Below are 15,662 nucleotides of genomic sequence, written 5' to 3' on the forward strand. Positions count from 1 at the left end.
AGTACTAAAAAAGCCTTCCAAGATTTTTGGAAGGCTTTTTTGAATCATATCGTTATCCCTACTTTCAACAATTCAAAGCTGAAACCTATTTGTGTGGATATCTTGCTTCGTCTGAACTGTAAGGGATTGGGCAGGCTCATAAATTTCAAATATCAATCAAAATCTCCAATAACTGAATGGCCGCATCGCTGATTTTGGTACCAGGGCCAAAAACGGCTACGGCACCGGCATCATAGAGGAACTGATAATCTTGTTTGGGAATCACACCTCCTACGATAACCATAATATCTTCGCGACCATAGTTTTTGAGTTCAGCGATTACAGCGGGCACCAAGGTTTTATGGCCTGCGGCCAAAGAGGAAACGCCTAAAATATGCACGTCATTTTCTACGGCTTGTTTTGCAGCTTCTTCAGGTGTTTGAAACAACGGTCCAATATCAACATCAAAGCCCAGATCGGCATAACCGGTAGCAACTACTTTGGCACCACGATCGTGGCCGTCCTGACCCATTTTCGCGATCATGATTCTAGGACGGCGACCATCTTGCTCCGCAAATTGGTCCGTCATGGCTTTTGCCTTTTGAAAACTTGTATCGTTTTTGATTTCTTTGGAATACACGCCTGAAAATGAATTTATTACCGCTTTATACCTACCAAAAACCACTTCTAGGGCATCACTTATCTCTCCTAAAGTTGCTCGTAACCGTGCGGCATCAACGGCTAAAGCTAGCAAATTTTTATCCATGGGCAAGTTTTGGTCGCCCGATTCCATTTTCAATTTTGCCGCATTGGTCAATTCGGCCAAAGCACTTTTGACAGCCACTTTGTCACGTGAGTTTTTGATTGTAGCCAAACGATCCAATTGTTGTCTGCGTACTTTCTGATTATCAACTTCGAGGATTTGCAGATCCTCCTCCTCTTCCAATTTAAATTTGTTCACCCCAACAATTACGTCCTGCCCACTATCGATACGGGCCTGTTTTCTTGCCGCGGCTTGCTCGATACGCATTTTGGGAATTCCCGCCTCAATGGCCTTGGTCATCCCACCCAGTTCCTCTACCTCCTCCATTAAGGCCCATGCTTTTTGCACGAGTTGATCCGTTAGGTATTCTACATAATAACTACCTGCCCAAGGGTCGACCGTTTTGGTTATTTTGGTTTCTTCCTGTAAGAATATTTGTGTTTCCCTGGCTATTCGTGCCGAGAAATCGGTTGGCAAAGCAATGGCCTCATCCAGTGCATTGGTATGTAAACTCTGGGTCCCCCCCAATGTTGCCGCCATGGCCTCAATCGTAGTTCTTGCAACATTGTTGAACGGGTCTTGCTCGGTCAAACTCCAACCACTGGTTTGGCAATGGGTACGTAATGCCAATGATTTTTGATTTTTCGGATTGAACTGTTTCACCAATTTTGCCCACAACATTCGAGCAGCCCGCATTTTGGCAATCTCCATGAAATGATTCATTCCTATTCCCCAAAAAAAGGAGAGACGGGGAGCAAAGTTATCGATTTCCAATCCGGCTTTTAGTCCGGTTTTAATGTATTCCAATCCGTCTGCCAACGTATACGCCAATTCAATATCTGCAGATGCGCCGGCTTCGTGCATGTGGTATCCAGAAATACTGATACTGTTGAATTTCGGCATAAATCGGCTTGTATATTCAAAAATATCGGCCACCAATTGCATTGAGGGTTTTGGTGGATATATATAGGTATTTCGCACCATAAACTCTTTAAGTATGTCGTTTTGGATAGTGCCCGCAAGCAACGCTTTATCTACACCTTGCTCTTCGGCAGCCACAATATAAAAGGCCATTATGGGAAGTACCGCACCGTTCATGGTCATGGAAACCGACATTTTATCCAACGGAATGCCATCAAATAAAATCTTCATATCCTCAACGGAATCAATAGCAACGCCCGCCTTGCCCACATCGCCAACCACACGTTCGTGGTCGCTATCATATCCACGATGTGTTGGCAAATCAAAGGCTACGGAGAGTCCTTTTTGACCTCCTTTTAAGTTTCTTCTGTAAAAGGCATTACTTTCTTCGGCAGTTGAAAATCCCGCATATTGGCGAATCGTCCAAGGTCTGCGAACATACATGGTAGAATAGGGTCCTCGCAAGTATGGAGGAATACCTGCCACGAAATTAAGGTGTTCCGCTTCGGCAATATCATCTTTATCAAATGATGATTTGATGACAACTTTCTCCGCCGTTTCGAATTTTTTACCAATAGAGTTCTCGACTGCGCTCGAAGTGACATCAGACTTCAAGCTTCCAGCTTCTGACGACAAAGCAATATTTGAAACATCCTTTCTACTACTCATCATCCAGTCTTTTTTGTTCCACTTCTTCGGCTAAACGTTTCTCTAAAATCGGTTGAATCAAAGTCTTTCGTGCATTAGTTTTCAGAAAGGGATACAATTCAATCGTATCCTTCATTTTATCATTCTCGTTTTGATAACGATTTGTGCCGACCAAAACTTCTTCCCCGGTGTTGAAACGAGCTTGTTCTTTTTCGGCGCTTTCTTGTATTTTTCGTTGAATCGTATGCTCCTTCAGCTGTTTTAAAAAACCACCGTTTTGTTCGATAGCTTTGAAAAGCGCCAATGCCTTTTGGGCCAATTGGTTCGTTAAGCTTTCAATATAATATGCCCCATCGGCAGGATTACCTACCTTATCAAAATAGCTCTCGTTTTTTAGAAGCAACAGTTGATTCAATGCAATGCGGTCCCCAAATTCATTGTTTTTATGGTATATGGCATCATAAGGCATATTGCACACCATATCGCTACCGCCCAAAATGGCCGACATGCATTCTGCAGTAGTCCTGAGCATATTCGTATTATAATCGTACAGGGTCTTGTTCCTACGTGTGGGAATCGTTACAATATGGCAATCTTCAACGACACCATATTCATTTGCCAAAACGTTCCACAATACTCGAAGCGCACGAAGTTTGGCGATTTCAAAAAAATAATTCGTACCAACGGCGACCTTAAAGGTTATTAAACTCCTTTGCTTTCCCTTATTGGAAACGTAATTTAGGTATTCATTGGCATGGGCCAAGGCATAGGCCAATTGCTGAACAATGTTTGCTCCTGCATTTTGGTACAGCGTAGTGTCAACACTAATGATATTTCCTTTTTTAAAATCAAGAATCCCGTTTAATAAGCCATGGTCTTTCTCCAAATTAAAAAACCAGTTGCCCGTTCGTGCCAAATTTCCAATAGGGTCAATATTAAGATAGATGTTCTCCGGGGCATTTGCAGCATATTCAAGAACCGATTTGACATATGCAAGATTTAAAAACCGAAACTCGAAATACACTTTGACCTTGTACAGGTCTATGTTTGCCAGCACTTCTGCAATTTTAATATCCACTGATGGAACAATGATATAAAGTGCTTCAGCTCCTTTTTCCAAAAAAGCCTTTGCCTTTTTATTGGCGATAACGGTATTTCCCGCATAAATTGATTGGCCTATATCCCAACCCGAAGCTACCGTATGGGTGGGAGAAATAGTATCGTCGGCATGGTAAAAAGGCTTTACCTTGATACCTTCGGGAGATTCCCAAACCAAGGTTTCGTTGTAATCCGCTCCCTTTAGATCTACCTGTATTTTCTGTTTCCATTCCTTGGCGGAAACTTCAGAAAATCCATCAAAGAATTTTTTGCTTGACATCAATATAATTTAGGGTCTTTTATATTTTGATTTGGCTTTTCACCTGTATTTTAAAGGGGAATATTCCCGTGCTTTTTCTTGGGCAAGGTAGCTACTTTGTTTTGAAGTGCCGTATATGCTTTTATCAATTTTCTACGGGTATTCTTCGGAAGAATTACCTCATCAATAAACCCACGTTCAGCTGCACTGTAAGGGTTTGCAAATTTATCGGCATATTCCGCTTCTTTTTCGGCCAGTTTTGCCACCGGGTCGTCTGCAGTTCTGATTTCTTTTCTGAAAATAATCTCACTTGCGCCCTTGGCGCCCATAACCGCAATCTCAGCTCCGGGCCAAGCATAGTTTAGATCGGCACCAATATGTTTTGAATTCATCACATCATATGCACCACCATATGCTTTTCGTGTAATTACCGTTACTTTAGGTACAGTTGCCTCGCTAAGGGCGTACAATAATTTGGCTCCGTTGGTAATGATACCGTTCCATTCTTGATCAGTTCCGGGGAGAAACCCAGGCACATCTACCAAAACCAACAAAGGAATGTTGAAACAATCGCAAAATCTCGTAAAACGTGCTGCCTTTTTTGAACTATCAACATCCAAAACACCTGCCAAACTCATAGGTTGATTGGCTACTATACCAATGCTTTTACCACCTAACCTAGCAAAACCTACCACAATGTTATCTGCATAAGCTGCGTGAATTTCGAAGAACGTATCCTCATCAATAATGCCATTGATTACTTGGCGCATGTCATACGGTTGATTTGGGTTTTCAGGAACAATGCTTTCCAAGTTTTCACGTATTTCATCGCCGAGTTCATATGGCAAATCTGCTGGAGCATCTTCACAGTTTTGAGGCATGTAGCCGACCATCTGCTTAATTTGGTTGATGCACTGAATATCGTTGGCGGCCGTTACATGTGTAACTCCCGATTTTATGGCATGTGTCGAGGCACCGCCCAATTCCTCTGAGGTTACTTCTTCGTTCGTCACCGTTTTGACCACATTGGGTCCCGTTACGAACATATAGCTGGAATTCTCTACCATTAGGGTAAAATCGGTCATTGCCGGGGAATACACCGCACCACCGGCGCAGGGTCCCATAATCGCTGAAATTTGTGGTATTACTCCCGATGCCATTACGTTTCTATGAAAAATATCCGCATACCCTCCGAGAGACCTAACCCCTTCCTGTATTCGGGCACCGCCACTATCATTGAGCCCGATTACGGGTACGCCTATTTTCATGGCCAAATCCATAATCTTACATATTTTTTCGGCATGGGTTTCGGAAAGTGCACCGCCAAAAACCGTAAAATCCTGTGCAAAAACGCACACTTGCCTTCCGTTTATGGTACCGTAACCCGTTACCACGCCGTCACCGTAAAAAATCTGTTTTTCCATACCAAAATCCTTGGTGCGGTGGGTAACCAAAGCTCCCATCTCCTCAAAAGAACCCTCATCCAACAAAAAATGGATTCGTTCCCGTGCCGTTAATTTTCCTTTGGCATGCTGCTTTTCTATACGTTCTTGACCTCCGCCCAATTGGGCCATCGCCAATTTATCCGCCAATATCTGTTTTTTATCCTTCATGCTTGCTATTCAATTCTATTCGCAATGTTACCCGTTTCTTTTCTGCCAATTCGAAGAAACCGTAATAGGGGTTTTCAATATTTTTTTATTTTTCAAATACAACTGCAGTCCCACTTTGGCAGCTATGTTTCGCTCATCGGCATATTGTTTCTCAAGCTGTTCCGGAGAATAGTAGTTTTTTACGAAATGTGTATCAAAATTACCAGAAACAAAAGCATCGTGTTCGCAGACAAACTTCCCAAAAGGAAGTGTGGTCGATACACCCTCGACCTTATAATCATCAATAGCCTGTATCATGAGCTGAATGGCCTCGGCCCTATCTTTTCCGTAGGTAATCAATTTTGAGATCATTGGGTCGTAATGTATGGGCACTTCCATACCTTGCTCAAAAGCATCATCTACTCGAATCCCTTCCCCAACTGGAGTTTTGTAGGTTGAAAGCGTACCTATGCTCGGCATAAAATTCGCAAGCGGGTCCTCTGCATATACCCGAACTTCCAATGCATGGCCATGTATAGTTAGGTCATCTTGGGTAAAACCTAGCTTTTCGCCACGTGCGACCTTGATTTGTTGTTCTACCAAATCAACTCCAGCTATAATTTCGGAAACAGGATGTTCTACTTGCAGACGGGTGTTCATTTCAAGGAAATAGAAAGTCTTGTTTTCGTCCAAAAGGAATTCAACCGTACCAGCACCTACATAATCACAGGCTTTTGCCACTTTGATAGCCGCCTCTCCCATAGCTTTTCGTATTTCGGGGGTGAGCACTGCCGAGGGCGCTTCCTCCACTACTTTTTGATGACGCCTCTGCACACTACATTCACGCTCAAAAAGATGTACTATATTGCCATGGGTATCAGCAAGCACTTGAATCTCGATATGTCTTGGGGAGCCTACATATTTTTCTATAAAAACGGACCCGTCTCCAAAAGCAGCTTGTGCTTCTCCGATAGCACGATCCATTTGCTCCGGTACATCCTCCAATTTTTCGACTATGCGCATTCCCTTTCCCCCGCCACCGGCAGCAGCTTTTATCAAAATTGGAAAACCAATTTCCTGAGCTATTTTTTTGGCCAAGGCTACATCCGTTATTGCCTCCTCTATACCGGGCACCATGGGAATATCATAATCACGAACCGCCTCCTTGGCGGCCAATTTGTTCCCCATCACTTCAATCGCATAGGGTTTTGGACCAATAAAGGTAATTCCCGCATCTTCCACCATCTGGGCAAAGACGGCATTCTCGCTCAAAAAACCATAACCTGGATGAATGCCTTCGGCACCAGTGGTTTTAGCGGCTTCGATTACCTTTTCCATTACCAAATAAGACTCTGATGAAGGGGCAGGGCCTAAGAGAACCGCCTCATCGGCAAATTTTACGTGGGGCGAATGCCTATCTACTTCAGAATAGACGGCTACCGTCTTTATTCCCATTTTTTGAGCAGTTTTCATTACCCTTAGGGCAATTTCGCCCCGGTTAGCTACCAGTATTTTTTTCATTCAACAACTACTTTTATTGTCATTCCCGAGAATTCGGGAATATTATCTTTCAATTTTAGGATTACTTCGGCTACGCTCAGTCATCACAATACTTGGATTCTTTATTCTATTTCTATAATCAACTGGCCCTTTTCAACGGCATCATCTTTTTTAACTTCTATGGATTTTACGATACCTTCCCCTTGGGAAAGGAGTATATTCTCCATTTTCATGGCAGATAAAACCAAAAGCGGAGTGCCTTCGGAAATCTCTTGGCCCACATTGACCATAACGTCAACAATCAACCCCGGCATTGGTGCTTTGATAGCGTTTATCTTTTGGGCAGTGACCGCTAACAGTCCCATTTTTTTTACCTGCTGATCGTACTCATCTTCTATTTTGAGGTCATAGGTATTACCGTTTACCCCCAATGTGATGGTTTTGTTCAAAAAATCGCCTTGAACCACTTCTATTTCGTAGGCCCGATTATTTTCCAAAAGATGTAAACGTCCCTCACCGACCTGTATACTGTCCAGACTCTCGGCACTACTTTTTTGGACAAAAATCTCTTCTTCGTTTATGGTAATCAAGTAATTTGTCATATTATGCAATATAATTTCAGTCTAAAGTTAAACAATAAAGGTATTGAAAAATTAGTTAACATAGTTAACTAATTTTTACCAACTGCTTCCCAATGTTCTTATGCTCAAATAACCTGTTCAAGGCAATAGGCATATTTTCCAGGCCTTCCAAGACATCTTCTTGATAATCTAATTTTCCTTCTTTAATCCACTGCGCCATTTCTTTTTCCGCTTGCGGAAAATCTTTTTCATAATCGTAAATGAAAAAACCTGCCATCTTAGAGCGGGTGGCACCTACCTTGTGCCAATTCTTTAAAAAGTAATTGGGATTGTCCCTATTGCCATACTGGGAAATCCTACCACAGAGCACCACCCTCGAATAACGCTTTAATTTGGTAAGGGCGATATCTAAAATCTCTCCCCCGACGTTATCAAAAAACACATCGATACCTCCTGGGAAAAAATGGTCAATGCGTTCCGAAACATTCCCTTTTTTATAATTTATCGCACCGTAATACCCTAACTTCTCTGTCAACATCCTACATTTTTCATCGGTACCGGCCAAGCCTACAGCCCGCGAACCTTTGATATTTGCCAATTGTGCCACATTAGAGCCCACCCCGCCGGCAGCTGCCGAAACCAAAACGTTTTCATCTTTTTTTAGTTCCCCAACCTTATATAACCCAAAATAAGAGGTAAACCCGGTCATACCCAAAATACCTAGGGCCGTGGAATAGGAAATTCCGTGTTTGTTCACTTTGTACATCATATAGTAGGGGCTACCATCACAAATCACATATTCTTGCCAGCCACATTTGCCCTGTACAATATCCCCAATCTGAAAGTCGGGATGTTTACTTTCAATAATCTCTCCTACTCCTCTACCACGCATCGTATCACCAATTTCTAAAGGTTCTTCGATACCGGCACCATCGAGCATATAGAATTTCATGACCGGCGCTACGGATAGGAATAATACTTTAATCAAGAACTCTCCCTGTTTAAGTGATCGCAGTGTCACGGTTTCCAGGTTGAAATCTGTGGTTTTAATGAATTCTCCAGGTCTGGCAGCCAAAGTCAAACGTCTATTTTGCATGCTTCTAAAATACTGATAAATTAGTTAATAACATTAATCATTAAATTAATTAACTATTTTAGGGAATTGTATTATCAGTTCTAAATAAAATAAGTAGTTTTAAAATGTTAACATATTTAATCATGAAGAATTATCCTAAGATTATAGCTTTTCTATATGTATGGGTTTTTATTGCATGCCAACCTAAAGAAGCACTTTTTGAAGATGCCATTTGCATTCAAAATATAAGCACTATCGACCCGATAGAGGGATTAACAAAAAAACAGACCATTGTCATCAAAGACGGTAAAATTCATAAAATAGTTGACTCGGCAGACTTGCTACTATCCAAGGAAAATACAATTATTGATGGTTCGGGTAAGTACTTGATTCCCGGCCTATGGGATACACATGTGCATTTTGCTTATATAGAGGAGTTGGCCCCTCGCATGTTCGATATGTTTCTTACCCACGGTATAACCAGTGTTCGTGATACAGGTGGTAAAGTTGATTTCGTAAAAAAATGGAAAGACAAAGCCTTGGCTAACCCGACCGATGCACCAAGGGTAATGATGGCCGGCCCACTACTTGATGGCCAACATGCCGTATATGATGGCAGCAAACCCAATCTGCCAGAATTAGGTATAGGGCTTAAAGACGTTGCTTCGGTTAAGGAAAAAGCAAAAATGCTTCTCTCGAAAAAGGTTGATTTGTTCAAGGCCTATGAAATGTTGACCTCTGAACAACTGAGCACAATATGCAAAATAGCATCTGCGAACGATATAAAGGTCACCGGCCATATTCCTTTGAGCATGAATGCGATTTCCGCTTCCAATAGTGGTATGAACAGTATGGAACATATGCGTAATCTAGATCTATCATGTGCCAGCAACAGCGATGAACTTTTGGCCGAACGCCAAAAACTGTTGGCCAATGAATCAAACCTGTCAGGAAGTGAACTAAGGGCTTATATTCATGGATTACAACAAGAAAAGGCCATGAAAAATTATGACGATAAAAAAGCGACCGAGGTTTTAGCCGTTTTTAAAAAGAACGATACTTGGCAAATACCCACATTAACATTGAACACGCTATTTTCGGGCAAATATTTTGCCGACGCAGAATATCAAAAAAGTTATTTGCTTTTACCGGATTCCATCGCTGATTATTGGTTTACGCGCTCCAACGTTCTCAAGGATTACCCGGTTTCGGAAAAAAGTCAACTTACGACTGAATTCAATTATAAAATGGTCAAAAAAATACATGAAAAGGGCATTCCCATTATGGCGGGCACCGATACGCCCATTGCTTATTTGACTCCTGGCCTTAGTCTTCACGAAGAACTCTCAAGCTTGGTCAAAGCAGGGGTTTCGCCATTAGAAGTACTAAAAACGGCGACCTATAATCCCGCAAAGTATTTTAATATGGAAAACGAATTGGGATCTATCAAAGAAAATATGTGGGCAGATTTGGTTATTCTAGATGCAAACCCTTTGGAAAACATATCAAATACCAAAGCGATACATGCCGTAATTAAGCAAGGTAAGTTGTACAATCCAAAAATGCTTACTCAAATGTTGACCAATTTGAGGGATAATTAGTCTTTTGTTACTCCAAAGAATCAACAACCTTATTGTTTTTTTGTTAAAAATTGGCATAATCCCATCAATTAGTTAACTTTATTAACTATTAATTAAATGAACTAAATTTTATTTATCAAACAAACAATGATACTATGCGAAGAATAGTTACACTTCTTAGTTTATGTCTTGCCTTGGTCTCTAGTTCCTGCGGGGAAAAGCCAAAAAAAGAAGAAAATACCTTTGAAATCAAAAACGAGGTTAAAAAACCTGTGGCAGAAGCTACAGCTGCCACAATACCGCAATCCGAAAATAAATTAGGCAGAAGAGTGTTTTTATTGTGTGCCGCATGTCATAACGTTGTCAAGGGAGAACCACATAAAGTTGGTCCTAACTTGAACGGATTCTTTGGAAAAAGGGCTGGTATGAAAGAAGGTTTTGTGTACTCCGAAGCATTAAAGAACAAAGGTATCGTTTGGAGCGAAAAAACCATTCGTGAGTGGCTTGAAAATCCTGCAAGTTATGTTCCGGGAACAAAAATGGCGTTTGTAGGCGTTAAAAAGAAAGAGCAGCAAGATGCCTTGATTGCTTATCTTAAAGAAGTAACAAAAGAATAATTGCTAAAAATAAAGCTATGAAAACAAATCGGCGAAAATTCATTCAAGGTCTAACGGCCGCATCGGCAGGACTTATAATTCCGGCAAGCTGCACATCTAAGGCCAACACAGAAAATTCAAAAAATGAGGCACCATCCATTCATTCCAAAAACAAGCCTGTAAAATCAAATCATGACGTAGTAGTCGTAGGTGCAGGGCTTTCGGGCCTTCACGCTGCAATGCTTCTTGAAGAGCAAGGTTATGATGTACAGGTCATAGAAGGTAGAAATCGACTGGGTGGGCGTGTGTATACCCTCAATGATGTTCCTGGCAAACCGGAAGCTGCGGGCGAATATATCGGTGCGAACTACGCCCGAATGAGAAACACGGTTGAAAAACTTGGTCTTGAAATGCATAGTCCCGACATGGGAGGTGGTGCAAATCGCCCATGGCTATACAATATCAAAGGGGAATATATTACGGCTAAAAACTGGGAGTCGCACAAATTCAATCCGTTAGAGGGCGAGGACAGAACCCTACTACCTCACCGCTACCTATCCACGATTTCAAATCGCGACAACCCGCTTCAAGACAAACCCTTAAATGCGTGGCTAGAAGATGAGTACCATAAATACGATATTCCACATGACCAGTATTTACGTTCAAAAGGTGTGAACGAGGAGACCATAAAATTGATGAATGTTGTGATTCATGCGGGTGGCATGCACAATACCTCTGCCATGAACGAATTACGTCGTTACCACGTAATGAACTTCAGCTCTGGAAAAACAACCTTCCCCGATGGCACCAGTTGGAAAATGATCAAAGGAGGCAACTCCCTCTTGCCAGAAGCTATGGCAGGAAGTTTGAAAAACGAAGTACAACTGGGCAGGACTGTTGTCGGTTTTAAGGAGGCCGATGGCGTGGTTCAAGTAAGTTGTGCAGATGGTAGTGAGTACACGGCCAAACAAGTAGTGTGTAGCATTCCGATTACCGTACTTAAAAATGTGACTTTTGACCCGGTTGTTCAAGGGATTACCAAAGATGCTATTAATGAGATGGACTACGGTCTATCGGTTCAAGCGCATTTCCTCATTACAGAACCGTTTTGGGAACAAGATGGCATGGACCCTAATATGTGGACCGATGGCCCATTGGAACGTTTCGCCGTTCGCACCAAAAGAGACCCTAGTGACCCCGATGCCGGTCTTGCCTTCATCAATGGCCCTGAATCATTAAAATTCAGACTCATGACAGATGACCAAGTGTTTTCATATGTAGAAAATAAACTGGCGGAAATTAGACCTTCTACCAAAGGCAAGCTAAAACGTATCATGATTCAATCTTGCGAGCGTGATATTCACGGTGCGGGAGACTGGGTATATTGGCAACCGGGCCAAGTGAAAAAGTACGCAAACCATATGAGAAAAAACCACGGAAACATTCACTTTTGTGGAGAACATACGGCCATAATGGAAAGAGGAATGGAAGGTGCCTTTGAATCGGGAGAACGCGCCGCACTGGATATTATTTTAAACGCATAACACAAAAAAGGGCATCGATTTTTATGTTGGTGCCTTTTTTGATCATAGTCAAATACCATAAAAAAACACCAATGAAAAAACTGCGATTTTTAACTTTTCCGATATTGGCCGTTATATCCCTGCAGGCTAGTCTTGCCAGTGCTCCATTTGATTTTGGAGATCCCAATGTGCGGGATTTGGGACTTATTGCTAAATGGTTCGAAGGAGAATTCGATAATGATGAACAATTATGGGTCGAAGGGCGTAGCGATTGGTGGGGCAAGGCTGACGAAAAGCACGGGCGTATTCATGCCATTCACAAAAGGATTAAAGCGGACAGCATTGGAAAGTATGTTTTTTACATTGAAGAATATATGGATAACGATCCAACCAAAGTCGGAAGACAGCGCATTGTTTCCTTTGAAAGTATGGGCGAAAAAAACCCGGGCATCGTTATGAAATTATACTTTTTAAAAGAAGCCGATAAATATCTGATGGCATCTGAAACGCATGAAGCAATGCTGGCCAATATGACCAAGGATGCACTTTTTGGTCTTGATGGCTGTGACGTGATTTTTCAAAGAGTAGGCCAACAATTTCATGGTAGTATGCGTGAAAAAGCTTGCCAATTTGGAAAAGGTGACGAACTGCGTTATTCGGTTCACGATATGATTGTCTCCGAAAATGAATATTGGCGTGTTGACCGTACCTTTTTGGTGAAAGATGATTCTTTCTTCAAAGGCCATCCAAACGCAGAACCACACAAAATGCGAAAAGCAAAAGTGTATACGTGTGATGTTTCTTTCTATGAGAAAGCGTACTATCTACCTAGTGAAAAAGATAAAAATTATAAAGATTTAAAAGTACACGATCAAGGAGGCACTGCTCACGTTCTCAACCCTGTTGACGGTAAAACCTATTTCGTGCAATTGCGGAATAAGGAATATCCATTTTATGATTTATCGGATTCTGATTTCTTCTTTTTACGATTTAAAGAAGAAGGTGCACAAGCTTCACTGGCTTTGGCCTTTGCAGAGCCTAATGCCAAAAAAATCGGATTTCAGATGAACTGGGCTTCTGCAGTTTGCGAATGTGAACAGTAATAAAAAACTAATACCCAATTAGACTAAGTTATGAAAGAACATATAAAAAGCACCCATTTCATTAAAGTATGTATGACCTTCTGTCTTTTTACATGTATGCTTTCGAGCTGTAATTGGGTCACCTCAGAAAATAAGTCAGCTAATACTGTCCAAATGGATGCAGTGGAGCAGCAAGAAATCGCTTATAACCTTGACGATCCTAAGGACAAACTCTTGATTTTCGAAAAAATGCAGGGTGACCTATCGGGAAAAATGACTTTTTCCTATTCGGAAGGAAGGGTCTTTGGTATTAGACCCGATAGACCCAATAGTCTAAATGTTTTTGGAAAAGAAGTATTTCGTTATTCTGGCTGCGGTATGAAAATCATGAGGTTACTAGACAATGGTAATGTAGAAACCAAATCCAAAGGATGGTTGTTGTACAGAGACCCAAAAACAGGTGAATTTCTAAGTGAAGTGAAAAACCCGTATACGGGTGAGGTGGTTGACGTTCCTTCTTTTCGTGCGGGAATTCGGGGTGGAATTATGACTCCCAAAGGTCCTGAAGTGAACGCCAGTTTCACCATGGAAAGCACAGCTATTGGTGCACCTTTAGATTTGGTATTTACCGATATGGGTGATAAAATGCACATTACACGCCATGCTTTTACCAAATGGTTTGAGAAAAAATCCCAAACATGGCGTACCGAAATGACTCTTGACACCTATGATGTTGATAAAAAATACCTGTACGACCGGTCGTTAAGCCATATTCCCGCAGTGTACCACTGGACCAGCCAAACCTCATGGTTATCGCTGTTAAAAATGGCTGGCACCCCAGGCCATATGATTTGGACTTCCAGTGGAGGCACTTTTATGAACAAAGAAGACCTTCCTGCTGACTTCATAAAAGCTACGGAAGAAAAGCAACCCGATGTTTTTGCAGCACCTTTAACCTGGGACCAAGAATGAAAAACGAAAAGAAAACCCAACAAGGCATCAACCGCCGTGAAATGCTTAAAAAAAGTGGACTTGCACTTGCAGCGGCCCCTTTTTATTTTGGTTTGAATTCCTGTGTAAGCGGCACTAAAAAAACAATGGATGCCGATGTTATTATCGTTGGTGCAGGCCTCGCAGGATTAAATGCCGCTTTACTTCTTGAACAAGCGGGCTTTAAAGTAAAAATTGTTGAGGCTACCGATAGACTTGGCGGACGAGTACATACTGCGAAAGAAAGTGATGTGCCTGGGCATCCGGAATTAGGAGGAAACGGTATTGGTGGCGGTTATGCTCGAGTACTCGATGCAGCACAAAAGTATGGGGTCTCTATGGGGCCGATGCGTCCCAGAACCGAAGCCCGAAAAGGAGAACTGATCTATCGCATTAAAAACAATTTCATTCTTCCCGAAGAATGGCCGACCCATGACCTTAATACCCTACCTGAAGGATACAGAAAGGGACTTCCCGCCTACGTTACCTGGGGTCACTTTGGAAAAATAAACCCGCTACCCAAAAATGATCTAGCGGCATGGCGCGACCCAACATATAAGAATTGGGACAAATCCACATATTCCGTTTTGAAGGAAGAAGGCTTCTCAGATGACGATATCAAATTGGTCATGGGCACCAACTCCAGTTATGGTGTTGATGCTCAGAATATTTCCGTTATGATGTATTTTCAGATATTGACTTGGATTGGTCAACAGAATGCATCCACCGGAAAAGGAGGGGCCATTGTTGGCGGAAACCAACGTTTACCAGAAGCCATGGGCACTGCTTTCAAGCAAGATATTATGCTGAGTAGTCCCGTAAAAAACATTGCTTCAGAAGCTGATGCCACAACGATTACCTTGAACAACGGAAATACACTAAGAGCTCCCTATTGTTTGGTCACTTTACCGGCATCTGCATTGCGACGTATTCAAATTTCGCCTAATGTAAGTGGTGCGCAACAAAAAGGATTTCAAAATTTGGATTATACACCGGTGGTACAACTCCATTACGTTCCGAAGAAAAAGTACTGGGAAGAAGACGGATTACCGCCCAGTATGTGGTGCGATAATTTGGCCGGGCGTTTTATGGCTTTGAAAAACGATTTACAAAATCCAGACGAAGTGACGAGTTGTGTAGCATTCTTAAACAGTAAGGTCGCCCTTCAAATCGATAAGATGAAACAAGAAGATGCTATTGCCTTGGTTACAAAAACACTGGAAGACATGCGACCCAGTTTAAAAGGGGCACTAGACTTTACCTATTATTGGACATGGGTAAACAACCCTTATGCAGGTGGTGCCTATGCCTATTGGAAACCGGGTGAGATCACCGATTTTTCGAACAGTCTTGCCGACCCCATTGGAAGAATACACTTTGCCGGAGAACATACCGCCGTTATGAATAGAGGTATGGAAGGTGCCATGGAATCAGGGGAGCGCGCCGCTTTTGAATTAATGGATTTACTAGGGTAA

At 42.0% G+C, this 15,662-nt stretch carries 12 protein-coding genes; 6 read left to right on the plus strand and 6 right to left on the minus strand.

What is annotated here, in order from left to right; genetic code table 11:
* Positions 1 to 145 precede the first annotated feature (145 nt).
* The 6 genes from scpA to HYG79_RS06445 all read right to left on the minus strand — a co-directional run bounded on the left by scpA (position 146) and on the right by HYG79_RS06445 (position 8,437).
* Positions 146 to 2,335 (minus strand): methylmalonyl-CoA mutase, encoded by a 2,190-nt coding sequence (gene scpA / locus HYG79_RS06420; RefSeq protein ID WP_228027945.1) that lies wholly within the window; start codon positions 2,333 to 2,335, stop codon positions 146 to 148.
* On the minus strand, positions 2,325 to 3,689 hold the full coding sequence (locus HYG79_RS06425) for a methylmalonyl-CoA mutase subunit beta (protein ID WP_179241290.1): 1,365 nt from the start codon (positions 3,687 to 3,689) through the stop codon (positions 2,325 to 2,327). The genes scpA and HYG79_RS06425 overlap by 11 nt, the downstream gene beginning before the upstream one ends.
* Before the next feature lie 50 nt (positions 3,690 to 3,739).
* Positions 3,740 to 5,281 carry an acyl-CoA carboxylase subunit beta gene (locus tag HYG79_RS06430; protein ID WP_179241291.1) on the minus strand — a complete coding sequence of 514 codons (1,542 nt, stop codon included), beginning with the start codon at positions 5,279 to 5,281 and terminating at the stop codon, positions 3,740 to 3,742.
* Between the two features lie 27 nt (positions 5,282 to 5,308).
* Complete coding sequence (locus tag HYG79_RS06435; protein WP_179241292.1) at positions 5,309 to 6,781, minus strand: acetyl-CoA carboxylase biotin carboxylase subunit; 1,473 nt, start codon at positions 6,779 to 6,781, stop codon at positions 5,309 to 5,311.
* Positions 6,782 to 6,882: 101 nt separating this feature from the next.
* A complete protein-coding gene (locus HYG79_RS06440; protein ID WP_179241293.1) occupies positions 6,883 to 7,362 on the minus strand; it encodes an acetyl-CoA carboxylase biotin carboxyl carrier protein subunit in 480 nt (159 codons plus the stop codon).
* A 64-nt stretch (positions 7,363 to 7,426) separates the two neighbouring features.
* The gene (locus HYG79_RS06445; RefSeq protein WP_179241294.1) at positions 7,427 to 8,437 is read right to left on the minus strand and encodes an NADP-dependent oxidoreductase; all 1,011 of its coding nucleotides are present in this window, start codon (positions 8,435 to 8,437) and stop codon (positions 7,427 to 7,429) included.
* Between the two features lie 122 nt (positions 8,438 to 8,559).
* On the opposite strand from HYG79_RS06445, the gene HYG79_RS06450 reads away from it, so the two are divergent.
* From HYG79_RS06450 to HYG79_RS06475, 6 genes are all read left to right on the plus strand, one after another.
* Entirely contained in the window at positions 8,560 to 10,017 is a 1,458-nt protein-coding gene (locus tag HYG79_RS06450) for an amidohydrolase family protein (RefSeq protein ID WP_179241295.1), read from the plus strand.
* 134 nt (positions 10,018 to 10,151) lie between these two features.
* On the plus strand, positions 10,152 to 10,613 hold the full coding sequence (locus HYG79_RS06455; protein ID WP_179241296.1) for a c-type cytochrome: 462 nt from the start codon (positions 10,152 to 10,154) through the stop codon (positions 10,611 to 10,613).
* Between the two features lie 17 nt (positions 10,614 to 10,630).
* Positions 10,631 to 12,136: a flavin monoamine oxidase family protein gene (locus HYG79_RS06460; RefSeq protein ID WP_179241297.1), complete on the plus strand. Its 1,506-nt coding sequence runs from the start codon at positions 10,631 to 10,633 to the stop codon at positions 12,134 to 12,136.
* A 71-nt stretch (positions 12,137 to 12,207) separates the two neighbouring features.
* On the plus strand, positions 12,208 to 13,218 hold the full coding sequence (locus HYG79_RS06465) for a chromophore lyase CpcT/CpeT (RefSeq protein ID WP_179241298.1): 1,011 nt from the start codon (positions 12,208 to 12,210) through the stop codon (positions 13,216 to 13,218).
* 153 nt (positions 13,219 to 13,371) lie between these two features.
* On the plus strand, positions 13,372 to 14,169 hold the full coding sequence (locus HYG79_RS06470; protein ID WP_179241299.1) for a DUF1838 family protein: 798 nt from the start codon (positions 13,372 to 13,374) through the stop codon (positions 14,167 to 14,169).
* Complete coding sequence (locus HYG79_RS06475) at positions 14,166 to 15,662, plus strand: flavin monoamine oxidase family protein (protein ID WP_179241300.1); 1,497 nt, start codon at positions 14,166 to 14,168, stop codon at positions 15,660 to 15,662. The genes HYG79_RS06470 and HYG79_RS06475 overlap by 4 nt, the downstream gene beginning before the upstream one ends.

It is taken from the genome of Costertonia aggregata, assembly GCF_013402795.1.
Lineage (GTDB): Bacteria > Bacteroidota > Bacteroidia > Flavobacteriales > Flavobacteriaceae > Costertonia > Costertonia aggregata.

Bases quoted from the DNA above. Each gene is read 5' to 3' on its own strand.
- scpA (WP_228027945.1), bottom strand. From the start codon at position 2,335: ATGATGAGTAGTAGAAAGGATGTTTCAAATATTGCTTTGTCGTCAGAA.
- HYG79_RS06425 (WP_179241290.1), bottom strand. From the start codon at position 3,689: ATGTCAAGCAAAAAATTCTTTGATGGATTTTCTGAAGTTTCCGCCAAG.
- HYG79_RS06430 (WP_179241291.1), bottom strand. From the start codon at position 5,281: ATGAAGGATAAAAAACAGATATTGGCGGATAAATTGGCGATGGCCCAA.
- HYG79_RS06435 (WP_179241292.1), bottom strand. From the start codon at position 6,781: ATGAAAAAAATACTGGTAGCTAACCGGGGCGAAATTGCCCTAAGGGTA.
- HYG79_RS06440 (WP_179241293.1), bottom strand. From the start codon at position 7,362: ATGACAAATTACTTGATTACCATAAACGAAGAAGAGATTTTTGTCCAA.
- HYG79_RS06445 (WP_179241294.1), bottom strand. From the start codon at position 8,437: ATGCAAAATAGACGTTTGACTTTGGCTGCCAGACCTGGAGAATTCATT.
- HYG79_RS06450 (WP_179241295.1), top strand. From the start codon at position 8,560: ATGAAGAATTATCCTAAGATTATAGCTTTTCTATATGTATGGGTTTTT.
- HYG79_RS06455 (WP_179241296.1), top strand. From the start codon at position 10,152: ATGCGAAGAATAGTTACACTTCTTAGTTTATGTCTTGCCTTGGTCTCT.
- HYG79_RS06460 (WP_179241297.1), top strand. From the start codon at position 10,631: ATGAAAACAAATCGGCGAAAATTCATTCAAGGTCTAACGGCCGCATCG.
- HYG79_RS06465 (WP_179241298.1), top strand. From the start codon at position 12,208: ATGAAAAAACTGCGATTTTTAACTTTTCCGATATTGGCCGTTATATCC.
- HYG79_RS06470 (WP_179241299.1), top strand. From the start codon at position 13,372: ATGGATGCAGTGGAGCAGCAAGAAATCGCTTATAACCTTGACGATCCT.
- HYG79_RS06475 (WP_179241300.1), top strand. From the start codon at position 14,166: ATGAAAAACGAAAAGAAAACCCAACAAGGCATCAACCGCCGTGAAATG.